Origin of the sequence: Paenibacillus sp. NEAU-GSW1 (assembly GCF_009737085.1) — a bacterium.
Classification (GTDB): Bacteria; Bacillota; Bacilli; order Paenibacillales; family Paenibacillaceae; genus Pristimantibacillus.
The window spans coordinates 199,709-217,613 of record NZ_WOVL01000002.1; the positions used below are offsets into that span (position 1 = coordinate 199,709).

The following is a 17,905-nucleotide window of genomic DNA, read 5'->3' on the forward strand; positions in this document are numbered from 1 at the left end:
AACAGAAAGGAATCGAAGTGCAGATTGATTAGCAATTAGAAAAAAATACAGAGCAACGGCACACCTTCTCCCGTGCTCTGTACGGAATACATTATTTGATCATCTGAAACACTTGCTCAACGTCCTTGTCGCCGCGACCGGACAGGTTGACGATCAGAATCTGATCTTGACTCATCGTCGGCGCCAGCTTCTTCGCGTAGGCAACTGCATGCGCGCTTTCCAATGCCGGGATAATCCCCTCTGTGCGGGACAGTTCCTGGAAAGCTGCGAGCACTTCCTCGTTCGTAACGGTTGCATATTCAGCGCGTCCCGTTACCTTCAAGTAGCTGTGCTCCGGTCCGATGCCCGGATAGTCGAGTCCCGCAGCGATCGAATATGTTTTCCGCGGCTCGCCCTGATCGTCTAGCAGCACTAGGCATTTGAAACCATGAATGATGCTCGGCACCCCTTCCGTCAAGGTTGGCGCTTGGTCAGGCTCAACACCGATCAAGCGGACGCTCGGCTCGTCGATGTAGTGAGCGAATGCGCCGATTGCATTGCTTCCGCCGCCTGCGCATGCCACCACCGCATCCGGCAAACGGCCTTCCTTCTCCACAATCTGCTGCTTCGATTCTTCGCTGATAACCGCTTGGAAATGCTTGACCATCGTCGGAAACGGATGCGGGCCAACTGCGGAACCGAGCAAATAAAACGTATTTTTATAATTGCGAACGAGATCGCCCAGCGCTTCATCCACGGCGTCCTTCAGACGACCCTGGCCTTTATCGACCGGCACGACAGTCGCGCCGAGCAGTTCCATCCGGAACACATTAAGCGCCTGACGGCGAGTATCTTCAGCTCCCATGTAGATGACGCATTCCATATTAAACATCGCGCACGCCGTTGCCGTAGCGACTCCGTGCTGTCCAGCGCCAGTCTCAGCGATAATCCGCTTTGCGCCCATCCGCTTGGCGAGCAAAATCTGGCCAATCGCATTATTGATTTTATGAGCGCCGGTATGATTCAGATCCTCGCGCTTTAAGTAAATTTTAGGCCCGCCCCATGCTTTGGACAGCCGTTCCGCATAAGTCAACGGGCTCTTGCGGCCAACGTACTCACGCAGGTAATAGCTAAGCTCTTCTTTAAATTCCGGGTCATCCTTAAACTTGTTAAATTGTTCGCTCAAATAGTCCAGCACTTCCTGCAATTCCGGCGGAACGAAGCTGCCCCCGAATTCTCCGAAATATCCCTCTTGCTGCAACGGTTGGTCCATAGTAAGCGCCTCCATTTATTATAAAATGGTAATCTTTCAAAGCTATATTACCATATTTATGATTTCTATGACTCCCCTATCGGAAAGTGATTAGGATACGCAGCCATTCCCGAAAGCTTCGCCAGTTCGCTTTCCCCAGTAACTGCACTAATACGGGTACGAGAATCGTGCGGACTAGAATAGCATCAATCAAAATCGCAAACGCCAGCCCGATGCCAAGCTCCTCAATTAATTGAAAGTCAGTATTGATATTAAGCGGGATGATAACGGATAAGAGGGAATTTCAACACACCGCTGCGAGACGCCTTCCGCAGCCAGCTGGATATTATATTTCGAGGTATTCAAGCTTAATCAACAACAAAAATATCGACAAAAATTAGCAAAAAAGAACTAACTAAATCGCATAAATGCGCCGAAAGTAATAGTAGAGGAACTATCTAAGTCAAAGGGGCGCTTGCTTTTGAAAAAATTATTATCGAAATTGCTTCTTCTCCCTCTTGCCGTAAGCTTGCTTATGCCAAGTTTAGTCACCCATGCCAATACCAAAACCTCAGCCGATTTCAAAGATTTAGCCGGGGTTGACGACACGCTTAAGGCTAAAATCGATGCTTTGCTTGCCAAGGGTATATTCGACGGTGGCAGCGGCGACAACTTTGATATCGATGGCAACATGACACGCGCACAAATGGCCAAAATCATTGCAAAAATCTACAACCTCCCGGTTGATTCAACCAATACTACATCTTCTTTCTCAGATGTTGGCGGAGAGAACGGCTCTAACGGCTGGGCGATCCCTTTCATTGAAGCCGCTAGAAAGGCGGGGATCATTGATGGGGTCGGAGATAATAAATTCGAGCCGCGAGACAATGTAACGATCGGACAATTCGCTACAGTGCTGGTCAAGGGTTTAGGCAAAAAGCCGGATATCACACAAACTCCTTGGTACGCCGATGCGGTGAAGCAAGCGATAGCCAATAAGGTTTTGCCGGATGACATTGACGGAGCTAGGCCCGCTACCCGCCAAGACCTTGTTGTAGGTGCATATAATGGACTAGGTGCTTTCCAAAATGTGAATAATCCGACCGTCATGTCCGCTAAGGCAATCGGCGCTAAAAAACTACAGGTGGATTTCAACAAGTCTGCAGGTAATGAAACCGTCAATATTACCGTTCAGAAGGACGGTGCCTCGGTCAGCGCGCAGGCCGCTCCGAGTTCTTCGAGCAGCTATACGCTGACCTTCTCGGAGCCATTGAAAGAAGGCAAATATACGATAACCGCAAGAATCACCACGAACGCTGAAGTGACCTTAACCGCTAATGTGGATGTAATGAACGAGAAATTAACCAAATTAAACTTCAAATATGCATCGGATTATATTCCGATCGCTCCTCGCGTGGCTATACCGGCAGAGGGCTTCAACCAATACGGCGAAGTCATGCAGCTCACCTCGGCCGATATAACAGTGGCCAGCAATGAAGCTGCCAGCTGGGATGAAGGGCAGCAAGCGGCCATACTGAACACGTCACGCTTGGAACAGAACGACCGTGTTTCTCTGAGTATTATTTCCAACAGTGGTGTTTCAGTAAGCAAGATATTCACAATCGATAGCAAATTGCCAACACCTACACCTACATCTACATCTACACCAACAGCTACGCCAGTACCAACTTCTACACCGGCATCAACATCAACACCAACAGCTACACCAACAGCTACACCAACAGCTACACCAACAGCTACACCAACAGCGACACCAACAGCGACTCCGACTCCTGCTCCAGAAATTACAGGATATGCAGTTTCTAGCGGCTCTTTTGTTGGATCGACGAAGATAACCTATGTTCCTGCAGTCGGAAACAGCTTAAGGATAGTGACAGATTCTTCTCCCATCGACACTCCGGAAGTCGGGGAAAATGCCAGCAGCATCGGCGAAGCATACACTTCTGGAGCTGACATCTTGAACGTAACCGAAGGAAGCCACATCGGCTTATACGAAGTAAATGCGTCAGATATTGTAAGCAAGTTCAGCGATATTACGCTGACTGATTCAGACATCGGAGCAGAGCCGGATGAGTTGCTGTTTACCGATTATTCGGATCTTGTAGCCGGTTCTGCACCGGATACGGCTAAATTCACCGGATTGGATCTGCCAGCCGGAGCGACCAACTGGCGTGTAGCAGCATACAGTACGACTGATTTGACACCGGCTGCCGGCAGTGTGTTTAACGGCATTAACTATGCAGTGAATGACGACATCGATATTAGCGGCAGCAAGACATGGGTTGCGCTTGCAGCTCTTGATGCTTCAAATCGTGTGGTCAGATTTGCCTGGGTGCTATATTCGCCTTCCATGCCGACAGACGACATTATTTCCATCGCCCCTGTAGCGAGCGGGGACTTGAACATGCTGATGCTTAATTACGCATCAAATGCATTAGGCACGCCTTACCCTGCGGCCAGCGATTTTATCTCTTCCATCGTCATTAATCCGGGTATGCAAGATGAGACTACAGTCGATGTTGGAAGCCTCACAGCCACATGGGACGATATTACAAACAGCTTTGTATCCCTCATGTTCAACCAAGTAACGGTCGAGAGCGGAGACATCATCCGCGTCAATTTCGTGCCTGGCGCACTTCTGGACTATGATGACAATCCAATCTCGCAGACATTCGCCGAAATAGCCGTATCTTAAGGCACGTAAACGACAAAAAGGAAGGCACCCGTTCGCGGGTGCCTTCCTTTTTGTTTTTCACTCTCAGGTGAATATTTAAGCAAGGGAATCCTAAAGCATCGGCATTCTTCTATGTTTCGTTTTTTGTTCGAACGCATATGCAATTCGAATAAGCGTCGATTCGCTAAATGCCGTTCCTGCGAAGGTAATGCCGAAAGCTCTCCCATTCTCTTGGAAGCCCGCAGGCACTGCAATGGACGGGTAACCCGCTTTAGCGCTTAGATCAGCGCCGACGTAAGATGGAAACAGAATCGCGTCCAATCCATACTTTTTCAACGCATAATCAATACCCTTGTTTTGTGAATCATATAAATCCGTAATAGATTCTAAAATATACGTCTGACTCTTTAAAGAAGGAGCTAGCTGCGAGCGATATTCCAATGCATCTTGTCCGTATTTCAAAGCCTTGTCGGCATGCTGCTCATTCCATTGGATCAATTCATTCAGATTATGGACAGGAAGATGTGCGGGAAGACTTTGCAAATAATGTTCGACGGAATGGGCAAATTCATAATTCACTTTGTTGTATTCCCATTCTCTATTGAACGAGGGGATTTCAATATTTTCGATTACGTTGGCTCCTGATGCTTTAAGTACGTCCACAGCTTCGTTAAATAATTTTTCATCATATTCGCCGATATCACAGTATTTCTCTGGAGGAGCGCTTCTGAAAACACCTATAGTTGCCTTACATAACCCATCTGCATCTAAAAATGCGGTGTAGTCCAAATCAGAATGCGCATTCTTCCACGTAGCAGGGTCATCCTTATCTTTTCCTGCAAGAGCGCTTAATAAGATAGCTGCATCTGTCACAGTCTTTGCCATAGGTCCAGCTGTATCCTGGGAATAGCTCCACGGAATAATTCCTGAACGGCTGATCAAACCTACGGTTGGCTTAATGCCAACTATAGCATTCTGCACCGCGGGGCTTAAAATAGAGGCAGAGGTCTCCGTCCCCACTGCGACAGCAGTAAAATTCGCAGCTACGGATGCGCCAGATCCCGTACTGGATCCACCGGGAAAATGATCCCCATATGGATTTTTAGTTTGTCCCCCGATCGAACTATATCCGGCCCACATGGATGACGACATTCCATTGGCCCATTCGGTTAAATTCGTTTTTCCTAGAATAATAGCCCCTGCATTCCTTAGCTGTTGGACCAGGAAAGCATCCCTTGAGCTTACATGGTGTTCCAGAGCTAAGGCTCCTGCACTTGTACGCATTTTATCTTTTGTTTCGATATTCCCCTTCAATAGTACAGGCACACCATGAAGACGGCTTCTTGCTCCCGTAACTTTTCTTTCTTGATCTAATGCTTCCGCAATAAATATCGCATCCGGATTCATTTCCATGATCGAATTGATCACAGGGCCTCCCTGGTCGAACACAGCAATGCGATACATGTAATACATCACTAGCTCCCGCGATGTAACTTCTCCCTTGTCGAATGCATCCTGTAACTCCAATATCGTTGCTTCCTCGCTATTCCAATTTGGCAAGCCAAAAACATTTTCCATATTGAGCACCTACTTTCGCTGTCTGGATTGTAATCCTACATCCAATGTCTTTAATTATAAAATTCAATTCTGATTATGATATATAACAAATAAATACTACTCGTTTTATACATAAAAAGGCTTGCCGGAAAAGTCCGACAAGCCTTATGAGCTATCACTTTTTTGAATAAACGATTTTTTTGATGCTATCAGGCGAGAGACTGAACAATTGTGACAGCTGTTCAATCGACAATCCCTCATCGAAATGTTGGCGGATTTGGCCGTTTCTAACGATCAAATAGGCTCTGTTCCCCGACTTTTCTCCCCACTTTTTACGCGAGCCTTCTGAGTTGGGGATGTATATCATTCGACCTTGCACATACTTCTGTATTTCCTTTAACAGGTCTTCTGGAAGTACAGCTTCAGCACTTGTATAGTTCAAAATAGATCTACTCCTTAAAATAAAAATGAATTTTAAGGCAGCAAAATCTATACTATTCGAAAGCTAGCGGTTACTATTATGCTCCATGCAATCAACCGCCATAGTCATAATATAGACTTTGCATGGAGCTTTCCATTTGCGATTTTTGGACTCATTCTGCGACCTCCCTTTCGTGCTTTAACAATTAACTTCATTCATTATGCTTTCTATCATTATTCTATAGTTTTCCATTCATTCCTTCTTACTCTCGTTAGTTGCTGCCGCCAAATACAAGGACAAAACCGTCTGGATCTGATACCGCGAACTCCATCCGCCGCATGTTCCCCATATCCTCAAGCTCAAGCTCAGCTCTCAACCGTCTTACTCCGAAATACGAATTTCTGCCTTTCTAAGCGGATCGGTCCAAACATAGAGGAATGGACTCAACAAGAGATCCCCCTCCGGCACATCCTGATACCGTTCGATTGTTTTGTTTGTTCCGTTTCCGCCAGGCGGTTTCGGGTTCATTTCAGATAATATATGTTCTTCTCCAGACACGAGATACGACTGGGTAATGCCGCGGAAATTCGTATCCGGCGATGATGATTCAACAATCAGATCCTGACCCTCCATATAATAGGTAAAAGTGACAGGGAAGCCTTGAAGCTCTGTGCTAACCTGCTGAGCAGCGGAATTAGGCGATGTTAGCTGCAGCAACTGATCAGCCGGCGCCTTGTCTTGAATTCTCGGTTCTGACAGTGTCAAGCTCATCGGCACGTTCGACCAGTCCTTATACCATTCGGGGGATTCAAAACTCAGGTACCCGCCGCTTCCGTCATCCTCGAGCCAACCGCCGCCCTCGATATCTTGCCCATTGATATGCAAGACGGCTTTATCGTACCGGATCGTCGGGAAATTAAAATTGCCACTTGACTTATCATCATACGTCAAACGAATTTCCAACGGCGTTATAACAAGCTCTTTGAAAGCCATTACCGAATCATTCGTTACTACAGATGGATCTAAGTCTTTACGATAAATGGCTTGACTCGCTTTTTTCCCGTCCGCTTCAAAAGCGAAATCCCACGTCCCGATCCGTCTTTCCGCTTCAGCCAGATACGACAATCCCAAGGTAGATTTGCTTAATTGTTCGTCCGAGATTTCAAAGGTTTCTTGAAGCACCGCTCGGCCATCTTCTGAAGACGATAAAACAGCTGAATATTTCGACTTCAATGTCGTGCCATCGTTAGCAAATACCAAATGCGGACCGTTTGTTAAGGACGAATCCGTGGCATCTAATTCGTAACGGATGGTAAGAGCACTGCCTTCTCGAATGAGTGAAGTAACGGCTAACCGAGAATACTCGGGATCGGAAAGGCTAAAGCTTTTCTTTTCGATGTCGGCCGGATTCGCCGTTACTTTAATAAAATTGTAATTATAGAAAACGAGATCTTGAACATGGAGCTTATAGTCCAACGAACGATCTTTCAACTGATTTTCCGTACGCAGTATGCCGATCATTTGATCGTTTTCTGCCGCCCTTTCCAGCTGCGTGTCAACGTGATAAGCGACTCCGCTTTCGTCGGTCAGTTTCACTTGTCCGAAATCGATAAAATCATAGGCAGGAACGTTTTTCATTTCAAGTTGAAAAGGAACATTCATCAATTGATCATCCGTAACAACCCCCTTTAAGGTAAGGGAAGCATGATTACTTGTAGCCGTAAGATTAAGCCGTTCCCCCAATCCGACCGTCAAAGCATTCATCGTGCTTTCGCCTCGCCAGAGCTGTTCCCAGTTCAAGTTCATGCTAGCCATAACAGGCACCGCAATAAGGAATGAACATGCAACGGCGGCCGTAATAAATTTTTTCTTACGCATTGTTGCCCCGTAAAGATTACGTTTGTCTGGCTTTTTCTCTGCGTTAGCAGTGAGTTGCAGTTGAATTCGGCTCCACATGGCCTCGAAATCGGGCGTATCGATACGATCGCTGATTACCTTGCGTTTCATTTGTTCCTCCAAGGATTTATTCATATCATTTGACTCTCCTTCTCTTGAAAATAGGTTGCCGAATCCGTATCTTTCTTCAGCGATGAAATCCCTTTGTTTAAACGTGATTTAACCGTTCCTACCGGAATATTCAGCGCCTGGGCTATGTCTTGCAAGGATAAGTCATTGACGAATCGAAGAACCATGACGCACCTGATTTTGATCGGTAAGTTTTCTAGTAACTGAACTACCTCCGTCATGTGTATTTTTCTCTCAATAATTTCTTCGGTACTTTCAGAGAACCGGGGACGAAATTTAAGAAAAGAAAGCTTTTCTTTTCGCGCACCTCTGTTTCGTCGATCCAAAAAGGTTTTGCACCGGTTCATTGCAATTTTCAAGAGCCACGATTTTTCTTGCGATATCCCGCTCCGATCGCTTTGTAATGCCGTTATAAAAACGTCCTGGCACACATCTTCCGCATCATTCTTATCGTGCAACATATAGAAGCAAAGACGGTACACATCTAACCGGTATGCCTCGAAGAGCTCTCTGTCCGTTTTCAACCCTTACACCCCCCATCCTTGAATTGTGATTGCGTATATAAGACCAACAACTGCATTTTTGGGTTCATTTCTCTCAGCAATTAAAAATACCATATTTTAGAATCATTTTTCACTAAAAAATAAAGATCCCTTCAAAGGTGCTCGAAGGGATCTTTATTTTTTTTATTTTTGGATTTTGACGGTTGTTTGTCCGACTACCAGAATGCCGTTGACATATCCGCGGAAATGCAGCGTAACCTCGGAGCCCGTCCAATTGAAGTCGGAACGCTCAAACTTAAATTGGCCCAGCTTCGCCTGATTGTAATAGCCATTATTACTATTGAGTGCTTTCACGCCGTTTAGCGTAGCGCTATCCAGATCGAAGCCCTGAGTGTCATACCCATTCGGCAAGTCTACACGAACGGTGAACACTCCTTTATTGCCTTTGATGACAATCGGAGTTACCGTAATGGAAGCCTGCAGGAATACCGCAAACTGCTTTTTCAAGGTCGTGGTATGGCCCGCAGCATCGGTAACGGTGACAGTGACGGTGTAGATTCCCGGTTTATTCGCGACCCATTCGCCGCCGTTCGCGACTGTCGTTTCCGTCGTCGAATCCGGTCCCAAGACGGTCATTTTCTCGTAGGCTACTCCCGAAAGCTTATCGGTCGCCGTGTAAGTCAATTTCAGCGCCGTTCCTGCCTTCACCTCTTCATTGAGATCCATCGTAACGACTGGCGCGGACTTGTCGATTTTGACGACGGCCGTATTTACCGTTTCGATGTTGCCCTCCTTATCCACCGAGTAAAATGCAATTTGGTGGATGCCTTCATTGCGGACCGTGAACGATGCGCCCTCTATATAAGGCGCTCCGTCAACCGAGTAGTACGTCTTCGCTACGCCGCTTTGCGCATCCGTTGCAGTTAATGTAACGGCGACATCCTCTTTCGACCATGTCGATGGAACGTTGGAAGCGGTCACCGGCGCCGTGCCGTCGACTTTCACTTCGATCGTGTGCTCGGCTTCTTTATTGCCCGCTTGATCCATCGAGTAGAATCGGATTTGATGAACGCCGTCGCTGCTTACTGTGATCGTGCTGCCTTCCCGGTAATCGGAAGCATCGATGGCGTAGTATGTTTTAGCTGTCCCGCTAAGTGTGTCTGTTGCAGTCAACTTTACAGTCGCTTCATTCTGGTTCCAACCTTCAAGAGCAATCGAAGTCGTCACCGGTGCGGTTTTATCGATCTTAACCTCGATCGTATGGGCCGTTTCCTTGTTGCCGACTTTATCCACCGAGTAGAACGAGACCTTGTTCACGCCTTCTTGGTCGACCGCAACGGAAGTACCCGCTGCATATTCTCCGCCGTTCAAGGAATAGAACGTACCTGCGACTCCCGTCTCGTTATCCGTTGCCGACAACGTAACGATCTGACTTAGATTGGTCCAACCAGCCAGCGTGTTCTCCGCGATGGTCACCGGAGCTTCCGTATCGACAATCAGCTTGGCGATAACGATATTGGAAGGACTCGATTCGCCGAACGAATTGCTGTAAGAAGAAACATAATATTCATGGTCGCTATAGGACAGATCCGAAACCGTGAAAGACAAATTATTTACATTCTCCGCCAGCAATACCGGCTGCCCGTCGACTATTTCGTAGACATTATACCCGTTGGCATAGGTGACGAAATTCCAGGAAATCCGGGCGCTCGTATCGCTTAACAACTTAATCGCGGCAACCGGAGGCTCCATAATCGGGAATACAATATTCTCGGTCACCCGATTCGAAGATGCCGATTCGCCAAAACGCGTGCTATAAGCCGTTACTTCGAATGAATGTACTTTTTCCGACAAGTTGTACACTTTGAAGCTTAGAGCCGTACCTGTATAAATCAGCTGTCTGTTTCCGCTCGTAACATCATATACGCGATATTCATTGGCCCAAGCAACCGATGGCCAAGTCAGCGTAATATTGTTGGCGTTAAATACAGTCCCTGTCACGACAGGAGGCTGAACGACAGGCCATACCAGTTCAAAGTCGGCGGCGGCTCCGATCGGAGATTCGCCAAAGCGGCTGCTGTACGAATGAACCACGTAACCGTAGTCGCCGGCCGGCATGTTGACGTATGTCGCGGTCGTGCCGGTTACCGTGCTTTTCAACACTTTCTGCCCGTCTACTACTTGATAGACCCGATAGGCCGTCGCATAGGTTGCGGCATTCCATTTCAACGTAATGTCGTTCCCGTTCGCAACGGTTTTCGTCAAGTTGCCCGGCGCCTGCATGACCGGCCAGTCCAACGTAAATTGGAGCTCGGCGCCTTCCGGCGATTCGCCGAAACGATTGCTGTAGGATCTCACCACATAGCTATAATCGCCTTCTGGCAGATTGGTGAATGTGACCGTCGTCCCGGCCTGCGTTTTCACTAGCACTTCCTCTCCGTCAACAACTTGATACAGGTTATAAGCCGTATCGTAGGCGACGGCATTCCACTTCAAGGTAATATCATTGCCGTTCGAAATGGTCTTTATAAAGCCGCCTGGCGTCTGCATAATCGGGAATACAAGAGTAAACGAAAGCTCGCTTCCCGCGGATTCGCCAAAACGATCGCTGTAGGATCTTACTACATAGCTGTAATCGCCTTCAGGCATATTGGTGAACGTTACCGTCGTCCCGGTCTGTGTTTTCACCAGCACTTCCTGTCCGTCAACAAGTTGATACAGCTTGTATGCCGTTGCATAAGCAACTGCATTCCATTTCAAGGTCAGGTCATTGCCGTTGGCAACGCTTTTCGTGAAATTAGCAGGCGGCTGCATATCCGTATTGTCAAGCGTTAAGGTCAACTGGCTGCCTTCCGTCGATTCTCCGAAGCGGTTGCTCACGGCATTCACGATATAAGTGTGCTCGCCGGATTTTACGTTCGTTTGTGTCGAGCTAAGCGTCGTAACCGAGCTCATCAGAACCTTCTGACCGTCAACCAATTCATACACTCGATAGGAATTGGCGTAAGTGACAGCGGTCCAAGTCAGGACGATATCGTTTCCGTTTTGAATTCTGTAAGCAAAATTGCCCGGTGCGGCCACTGTCGGAAAATCAAGCGCAAAATTGATTTCTGCGCCTTCCGGCGACTCGCCCAAAATAGACGAAACGGAGTGAATCTCGTAATTGTATTGGCCTTCCGGCTGGTTTGTATAGGTCACGGCAGTGCCGGTTGCCGTACTTTTTAATACCTTTTGTCCGTCGACTAGTTGATAGATTTTGTAACTCGTTGCATATGGCACGGCTGTCCACTTTAAAGTGATGTCATTGCCGTTTGCGATGCTGTACGTCGGATTTGCCGGAGCTTGCATCGTCTGCCCGTTGAGCGTCATCGTCAGCAAAGTCCCTTGCGCCGACTCTCCGAATCGAGTTGATACGGAATGGACTTCATAGGTGTATTCACCCGGCGACATGCCCGTGTACGCTACAGTCAAACCGGTTACTGTGCTTTTAAGAACTTTCTGACCGTTCACGATCTGATAAACTTTATAACTTGTCGCATAAGCGGAGGCATCCCAGGCAAGGGAGAAGTCCGTCGCGTTTTTAATCGTTTGCACCAGATTGGCCGGCGGCTCCATCGTAGGGTGAACCAGAGGGAAAGACACCTGGCTGCCTTCTATTGATTCACCGAAACGGCTGCTAACGGAATGCACCTCGTAGATGTATTCACCTGCTGGCTGGTTGGTGTAGGTTGCGGTGGTGCCGGTTACCGTGCTTTTCAATACTTTCTGACCGTTGATGACTTGATAAATTTTATAACTGTTTGCATTAGCAGCGGCCGTCCAGGTCAGAACGACATCGTTGGCGTTTTGCAGCTTGTAGGCAAGATTAGCGGGAGGCGCTAAGGTTACAGCTTCCAAAGTTAAATTTGCTTGAGCTCCTTCCGACGATTCGCCGAACCGGTCGCTGTAAGAGCGCACCTCGTAAATATAATCGCCTGCAGGCTGGTTCGCATAGGTAACGGCTGTGCCGGTTACCGTGCTTTTCAACACACTTTGGCCATCGATGACTTGATAAATTTTGTAGCTGTTCGCATACGTAACCGGGCTCCAAGTCAGGACAATGTCATTGGCGTTCTGCACCTTGTAAGTTAGATTCTCCGGCGCAGTCATAGTAACAGAACCAATAGTCACCGTTAGTTGGCTGCCTTCGGGCGATTCCCCAAACCGATCGCTGTAGGAATAGATCTCAAAGATATTTTCACCGGCAGGCTGGTTCGTATAAGTAACGGTTGTGCCGGTCACTGTGCTTTTCAGCACCTTCTGCCCGTCAACAATCTGATAGACTCTATAGTTTGCAGCATAGCTTACAGCATTCCATTTCAAGGTAACGTTGGTAGCGTTCGAAACCGTAAATGTGGCGTTACCGGGTGCTGCCATTGTCGGAATTACTATGTTAACTTCAACAGGGTTGGAAAGAGGCGATTCCCCAAATACCGAATTCGATGCCGATACTGAATAAGTATAATTTCCCTCAGGCGCGTTAGTAACTGTATATGTACGAGCCGTTTGCGTTTTGATAAGCGTCTTCTGTCCGTCAGGTTGGACTTGATATAGATTGTAGTTCTGAGCATACTGGGAGGCTGTCCAGCTCAATACGATGTCATTGCCGTTAATGACCGAATTTGTCAATGCCGGCGCCGCCATGACCGGATAAGCGATATTCACCGTAATCGGCGCGCACGGTCCTGACTCGCCATTCGGACTTAAGGTGGATACCACGTACGTATACTGCCCTTCCGGCAAACTATTGATCGTGAAAGAGTTCGTGCTTGGCGTGCCGCGGGCGATAAGCTGACCATCCGTGATCTCGTATACCGTATACCCGGTTGCACCAAATACTGCGCTCCATGTTAGCTTGATGTCAGTCGGTGTCACAGATTGATAACTAAGATTGCTTGGAGGCAGTATCGCGTTGTCTGTCTCAGCCGCGAACACGCTTCCGACAGGAAGCAACAAAACCTGCGTCAATAGGAGCAGCGAAACCAAGAGAGAAAAACTTTTGGATATGCGTTTTTTCATAAGAACCCTACCTTTCTTCTTCCGAATGGAATTTGAGCAAAAAAAATAAACCTCGGCAAGGTTCATAGTAGAATCGCTATGACTCCTTGTGGCAACCGGCTGCCTTCCGCTCGAAAGCGGGTCAGGCCCTTGGCTTTGCGTCTCATGATTTCTCACGATTTGCCCTTTTCACTTGGTTTTTGTGACTTTGAATCTAATTTCATAATAAATTGTCAAATCCCGTTGTGTGAATAGGTCGTTCTTCCTGTATTAGGCAAAGCGGCCTATCAATTTAAAAAAAATAAGAGCAACGGCGTCCATCGCGCTGTGCTCTGTATTGAACTTCTATTGTGGCGAATCATGCTCCGCGATCATCCGGCGAATCTTGCTTGCCGTGTCGTAATCAGCCAAAGGCGTACTCACTTTAATTTGCAGATTCGGATTCTCACTCACTTGAAATGACACATTCTCAAAGGCCAGATTGCCCGCCGCCGGGTGGTAGATAAGCTTCTTCCCTTCCGGCGAGTAAAGCACGTCCCGATCCGGCCACCACTGCCGAAACTCTGGGCTGGTCCGGGTCAATTCTTCAATCCGCTCCGTCCACCACGGATCGCCTATGAACCGGCCGTACCCGGCACGGAAACGGGCCAGCTGCCGTTTGGCATGCTCCTCCCAGCCTTCCCCAAGCAGCTCGCGCATGTATGGAGACATAAACGTGCGCCATACCGAATTCCGCTCCAACTCCGACATCGCGGCATAATCGCCGTAAATGACAGATGCCGCCTTGTTCCAGGCTATCACCGTAATTGTGGGATCGACGACAAATGCGGGGGCTGCCTCCTGCATGTCGAGGAAACGCTGCAACGCCGGAGACACGGCTGGCCGCGGCAATTGTGACTCAAGCGGCTCTTGCTTAAGCGCCAGATGAAACAAATGTCTACGGTCATTGACGCTCAGCCGCAACGCTCGCGCTATGCTGTCCAGCACCTGTGTGGATACTTGGATGTCTCTTCCCTGTTCTAATCTCGTATACCAATCGATACTGACACCGGCCAAAGAGGCGACCTCTTCACGGCGCAGCCCTGGCGTGCGCCGTCGTCCGCCTTCCGGCAAGCCGACGTGCTCCGGAGCAAGGCGTTCGCGGCGACTGCGCAAAAACTGGGCTAGCTCCAGATGGCGATCGTACTTCGTTTGTTCCATTTGAGCGCCCTCCTATCCTATGAGTTTCTGTCCCAGGATAAACTCTCTTCTCGTTAGCTGCTTTTTCCCATTGTACACTATGGAACGTTTAGAAATCATATTTTGGAAAATGGGGTGCCGTCACTTGAATCAATCTTCCCTTTCACAAGCTTATGCGCCGAAGCCTGCAGCGCATACTCTCCTGTTGATTGGACTTTCCCTTGGCTATTTTATCGTTCTGCTCGACATGACCGTCTTGAACGTGGCTCTCCCGGCAATTAGACACGATTTGGGCGGTGGATTCGCAGGCATGCAATGGGCTTCCAACGCTTACACAATCGTATACGCCTGCTTGCTGCTGGCGGCAGGCTCGCTGGCCGACCGATTCGGTGCCAAACGGCTGTTCATCGTGGGCCTTACCGTCTTTCTCGGTGCTTCTGTTCTATCTGCTGCTGCCTCTTCGCTGGCCATGCTAATCGCCGCTAGGGCATTGCTCGGAGTGGGTGGCGCAGCGTTATTGCCAGCTTCAATGGCCTTGTTCACTCATTCATACCCGAACCCGGCCTCCCGCGCTCGCGCGCTCGGCGTCTGGGCTTCATTATCCGGTATTGCAATGGCGGCCGGCCCCGTCATCGGAGGTGTACTCGTAGATTCGTTTGGCTGGCGCAGTATTTTCCTGCTGAATATACCCATTGCACTCGTAAGTATCGCCATTACCGCAGCGGGAACGAATGAGACGTCTCGCCGTCCTGAAAGGAGCTTCGACACAGGCGGACAACTAACCGCCACCGTCGCCGTTGGCTCGCTCACTTTCGGCTTGGTACAAGGCGGTGCGGTCGGTTGGTCCGCTCCGCAGGTCACAGCCGCTTTTATCGTTGCGGCGGTGTGTGCGGTGCTGTTCGTACTGTTCGAAACAATCGGCAAGTCACCGATGCTGCCGCTCGATCTGTTCCGCGTCTCCAATTTCTCTACAGGGCTGGCAGCCGGGTTAGCCGTTAATTTCGCCTTTTCCGGCCTGTTGTTTCTGCTGTCGCTTTACTTCCAGCAAACACTCGGCTATTCCGCGTTCGCCGCTGGTCTTGCGTTTCTGCCGTTCATGCTTCCACCGACCTTCAATCCGATACTTACTGGGAGGCTCGTAGGCCGGATTGGCCCCAAAGTGCCGGCGGTAATCGGCTTTGCGCTTCTGACCGCAGGCTCGCTGGTTCTGCTTTGGGCGAAAGCGAACAGTTCGTATGTCATTGCCTTGATCGCGCAGCTTCTGGCCGGCTTCGGCGTTTCCTTCACCATTCCGTCGCTGATCGCAGCTGTCGTCTCTTCCGTTCCCAAAGAGCGAGCCGGCATCGCCTCAGGCGCGCTTAACTCCAGTCGGCAACTTGGAGCCGTACTCGGCGTTGCTCTTCTAGGCACGATTGCCAACTCTAGCGAATCGTTCGTCAACGGCCTGCATACCGCACTGATTGTTGCTTCGGCCGTACTGCTCGCCGGCGGCGTGCTATCGCTGTTGTATCTTGGCCGCCGCGGCCGCTGATCACACTCTGATGACGAATTTTTTCGTATGATAGAGTGTGTTAACGCTGATTTATTTTATTAGGAAAGTGGCCAGTATGAAAAAAATACTATCTTTCATGGATTGGGGCATATTCGCTCTTCGTTCGTACCATTATATTTTGCTTTTGTCCCGGCTTTTCGCTGAAGGCATGTCTTCAAACCACGAACGGTTATACGTCATCTGGTTGCTGGCGGCGTTTATCGTCCCCATGATATTCTGGTTCCCTGGGCAGCGGATGAACAAAGCCTGGTTTTGCATAATGGAGCTATTGCTAGGCGGCTCTTATTATGTGAATTCGGTATTCCATCCCGCACTCTTTATCTTAGTGTCCACTTTAATTATTGCTGCTGCGGGAGGCTACTTCTTTCAATGGGCCAGTGCTCCGGAGGTTCCATTCTGGCATCTTCCATTAGCTCAGCTTTAGGTGCAGCCATCGTTGAGGAGCTTATTTTTCGCGGGCTTATGTTTCAAACCATTAATAAATTGGCTGGACACTGGCTCGCACTCGCTGTGACCTCACTTTTTTTTGGCGTTGTCCATCTTGTAAATACAGGGGCAACACTATGGAGTGGGTGGTTAAAAAATCTAATTCCCGTGTTGATGGTGCCTTCACTGTATGCATCGAGATTAAGCTCCAGTTTGTTTACCACTATTTGTGATATGGTTTACCTTATCCTAACGTCGAATTCCATCATTTCACAAAATCCAATTACTCAACCCGTAGCTTATCACGAATCAACTGAACGAACTCTCTAGCAACAGGAGACAACAAGTTATTCTCAACCGTACACATCGCGATTGGTCTTCTCAGATCTATATTTTGAACAAAAACTCTGGCAACTTCCCCCCGATCAACAAACTCCCTAACAACCATTGCCGATATTAGATTAGCTCCATATCCTGCGCTAACAGCCTTGATTGTTTCGTATAGTCCGTTAAATTGCATACCGATTTTCGGCTGTCTTACATTAAATGTGCGACACATGGAGAGGAATCTTTCTCTTGTTGAACTTCCATCCTCTCTAATGACGAAAGTTTCTTCCATCATTTCGTGCAAAGAAACTTCACGGTTCGCAAGTGGGTGATGGGGAGGAACAACAAACCATAGCTCATCATCAAACAGGTGCTCCCAATGAATATTCGGCAGCTCCCAGCCGCCCCCAATGATTGCCACATCAGCTTTATGACTATTCAACAACGCAAAAGCTTCCTTACTATTTCCGGTCACGACATTAATCTTTACATCTTCATTCTTGGCTTTGAACATTGCAATATATTTAGGAAGCAGAATCGTTGCAGGCAGATAAGTGGCCGAAATGGTCAACTCTCCCAATTTCCCTACTGCTATATCATTCATCCTAATCTCAATTTCATGCTCCACTGCGAATAATTTTCCGGATAAGCTATAAAGCTCATTCCCGGCGTAAGTTAGGCTGATACCTCTCCCTTCCGGCTTCACAAGCTTTATTCCCAATTCTTTCTCCAGGTTTCTGACATGCTGGGTTACTGCCGGTTGACTAATGCGCAGCTCTTCCGACGCTTTGGTGACATTGCCGTTCCGGGCTACATAATAGAATACTTTCAGCGCATGCAGGTTCATAGTCGCCCCCACCTTGAAATTCATTAGTTTAACTTATCAATTACGTATTATTATATATTAGTTCTTTCTGGCGCGTTGTATTATTTTGTAAGCATGAGACAAGGA

12 protein-coding genes and 1 riboswitch are annotated in these 17,905 nt (G+C 48.2%); of the genes, 4 read left to right on the forward strand and 8 right to left on the reverse strand.

What is annotated here, in order from left to right; translation table 11 throughout:
• Positions 1-91 precede the first annotated feature (91 nt).
• Entirely contained in the window at positions 92-1,252 is a 1,161-nt protein-coding gene (gene trpB, locus GOM71_RS02070) for a tryptophan synthase subunit beta (protein WP_156277981.1), read from the reverse strand.
• A gap of 460 nt (positions 1,253-1,712) precedes the next feature.
• Between trpB and GOM71_RS02080 the strand changes: the two genes are divergently transcribed.
• On the forward strand, positions 1,713-3,947 hold the full coding sequence (locus GOM71_RS02080; RefSeq protein WP_156277983.1) for an S-layer homology domain-containing protein: 2,235 nt from the start codon (positions 1,713-1,715) through the stop codon (positions 3,945-3,947).
• 90 nt (positions 3,948-4,037) lie between these two features.
• Here the strand turns inward: GOM71_RS02080 and GOM71_RS02085 are convergent, their stop codons facing one another.
• The 6 genes from GOM71_RS02085 to GOM71_RS02110 form a co-directional block, all read right to left on the reverse strand.
• On the reverse strand, positions 4,038-5,504 hold the full coding sequence (locus tag GOM71_RS02085; RefSeq protein ID WP_156277985.1) for an amidase family protein: 1,467 nt from the start codon (positions 5,502-5,504) through the stop codon (positions 4,038-4,040).
• 154 nt (positions 5,505-5,658) lie between these two features.
• Positions 5,659-5,925 (reverse strand): CD3324 family protein, encoded by a 267-nt coding sequence (locus GOM71_RS02090; RefSeq protein ID WP_156277987.1) that lies wholly within the window; start codon positions 5,923-5,925, stop codon positions 5,659-5,661.
• 360 nt (positions 5,926-6,285) lie between these two features.
• A complete protein-coding gene (locus GOM71_RS02095) occupies positions 6,286-7,935 on the reverse strand; it encodes a DUF4179 domain-containing protein (protein ID WP_156277989.1) in 1,650 nt (549 codons plus the stop codon).
• Positions 7,932-8,453, reverse strand: a complete 522-nt coding sequence (locus GOM71_RS02100) for an RNA polymerase sigma factor (RefSeq protein WP_156277991.1) — start codon at positions 8,451-8,453, stop codon at positions 7,932-7,934. The genes GOM71_RS02095 and GOM71_RS02100 overlap by 4 nt, the downstream gene beginning before the upstream one ends.
• 162 nt (positions 8,454-8,615) lie before the next feature.
• A complete protein-coding gene (locus tag GOM71_RS02105; RefSeq protein WP_156277996.1) occupies positions 8,616-13,490 on the reverse strand; it encodes an OmpL47-type beta-barrel domain-containing protein in 4,875 nt (1,624 codons plus the stop codon).
• A gap of 87 nt (positions 13,491-13,577) precedes the next feature.
• A riboswitch (cyclic di-GMP riboswitch) is annotated at positions 13,578-13,664 on the reverse strand.
• A 150-nt stretch (positions 13,665-13,814) separates the two neighbouring features.
• Complete coding sequence (locus tag GOM71_RS02110; protein ID WP_156277999.1) at positions 13,815-14,669, reverse strand: helix-turn-helix transcriptional regulator; 855 nt, start codon at positions 14,667-14,669, stop codon at positions 13,815-13,817.
• 124 nt (positions 14,670-14,793) lie between these two features.
• On the opposite strand from GOM71_RS02110, the gene GOM71_RS02115 reads away from it, so the two are divergent.
• From GOM71_RS02115 to GOM71_RS24220, 3 genes are read left to right on the forward strand one after another with little or no spacing between them, the layout of a single operon-like run.
• A complete protein-coding gene (locus GOM71_RS02115) occupies positions 14,794-16,179 on the forward strand; it encodes an MFS transporter (RefSeq protein WP_253944639.1) in 1,386 nt (461 codons plus the stop codon).
• A gap of 37 nt (positions 16,180-16,216) precedes the next feature.
• Positions 16,217-16,624 (forward strand): hypothetical protein, encoded by a 408-nt coding sequence (locus GOM71_RS24215; RefSeq protein WP_253944651.1) that lies wholly within the window; start codon positions 16,217-16,219, stop codon positions 16,622-16,624.
• Positions 16,570-16,956 carry a CPBP family intramembrane glutamic endopeptidase gene (locus tag GOM71_RS24220; RefSeq protein WP_253944640.1) on the forward strand — a complete coding sequence of 129 codons (387 nt, stop codon included), beginning with the start codon at positions 16,570-16,572 and terminating at the stop codon, positions 16,954-16,956. Before GOM71_RS24215 ends, GOM71_RS24220 begins: the two co-directional genes overlap by 55 nt.
• Here GOM71_RS24220 and GOM71_RS02125 read toward each other — a convergent pair.
• Positions 16,910-17,800 carry a LysR family transcriptional regulator gene (locus tag GOM71_RS02125; RefSeq protein WP_156278001.1) on the reverse strand — a complete coding sequence of 297 codons (891 nt, stop codon included), beginning with the start codon at positions 17,798-17,800 and terminating at the stop codon, positions 16,910-16,912. The genes GOM71_RS24220 and GOM71_RS02125 overlap by 47 nt on opposite strands.
• Positions 17,801-17,905: the final 105 nt, after the last annotated feature.

Excerpts from the sequence above, each read along its gene's own strand:
- GOM71_RS02125 (WP_156278001.1), bottom strand. The coding sequence starts at position 17,800 with ATGAACCTGCATGCGCTGAAAGTATTCTATTATGTAGCCCGGAACGGC.
- GOM71_RS02105 (WP_156277996.1), bottom strand. The coding sequence starts at position 13,490 with ATGAAAAAACGCATATCCAAAAGTTTTTCTCTCTTGGTTTCGCTGCTC.
- trpB (WP_156277981.1), bottom strand. The coding sequence starts at position 1,252 with ATGGACCAACCGTTGCAGCAAGAGGGATATTTCGGAGAATTCGGGGGC.
- GOM71_RS02095 (WP_156277989.1), bottom strand. The coding sequence starts at position 7,935 with ATGAATAAATCCTTGGAGGAACAAATGAAACGCAAGGTAATCAGCGAT.
- GOM71_RS02110 (WP_156277999.1), bottom strand. The coding sequence starts at position 14,669 with ATGGAACAAACGAAGTACGATCGCCATCTGGAGCTAGCCCAGTTTTTG.
- GOM71_RS02085 (WP_156277985.1), bottom strand. The coding sequence starts at position 5,504 with ATGGAAAATGTTTTTGGCTTGCCAAATTGGAATAGCGAGGAAGCAACG.
- GOM71_RS24220 (WP_253944640.1), top strand. The coding sequence starts at position 16,570 with ATGGGCCAGTGCTCCGGAGGTTCCATTCTGGCATCTTCCATTAGCTCA.